This window comes from Psychrobacter sp. TB55-MNA-CIBAN-0194 (assembly GCF_040309505.1).
Classification (GTDB): Bacteria; Pseudomonadota; Gammaproteobacteria; order Pseudomonadales; family Moraxellaceae; genus Psychrobacter; species Psychrobacter fozii.
Genome location: NZ_JBEOOW010000443.1, coordinates 1 through 261, shown reverse-complemented (window position 1 = coordinate 261; position 261 = coordinate 1). Strand labels below are relative to the sequence as shown.

The window sequence follows — 261 nt, the reverse complement described above, 5'->3', positions numbered from 1 at the left end:
CCATTGACTCGCTGATTACCCGATTTCTCCGATTCCCATGCTCGCTACCGATTCCGATCCGATCGTCGCCATTGCCACCGCTGCCGGCCGGGGCGGCATCGGGGTCGTCCGCGTGTCGTTCGGGCGTGGCGGCGAGGCGGCCGCGCTGCCGCTGATCGACGCGTTGTGCGGGCAAAAGCTCGCGCCACGCCACGCGAGCTACGTGCCGTTTCTCGACGCGCACGGCGCGCCGCTCGACCGCGGGATCGCGCTGTATTTCCC

Annotated in this window: 1 pseudogene; it reads left to right on the top strand. The window is 69.0% G+C overall.

The window, feature by feature from the left end:
• Window positions 1–37 precede the first annotated feature (37 nt).
• Window positions 38–261: pseudogene (locus tag AAEY75_RS15815) on the top strand (hypothetical protein); the annotation flags it as partial.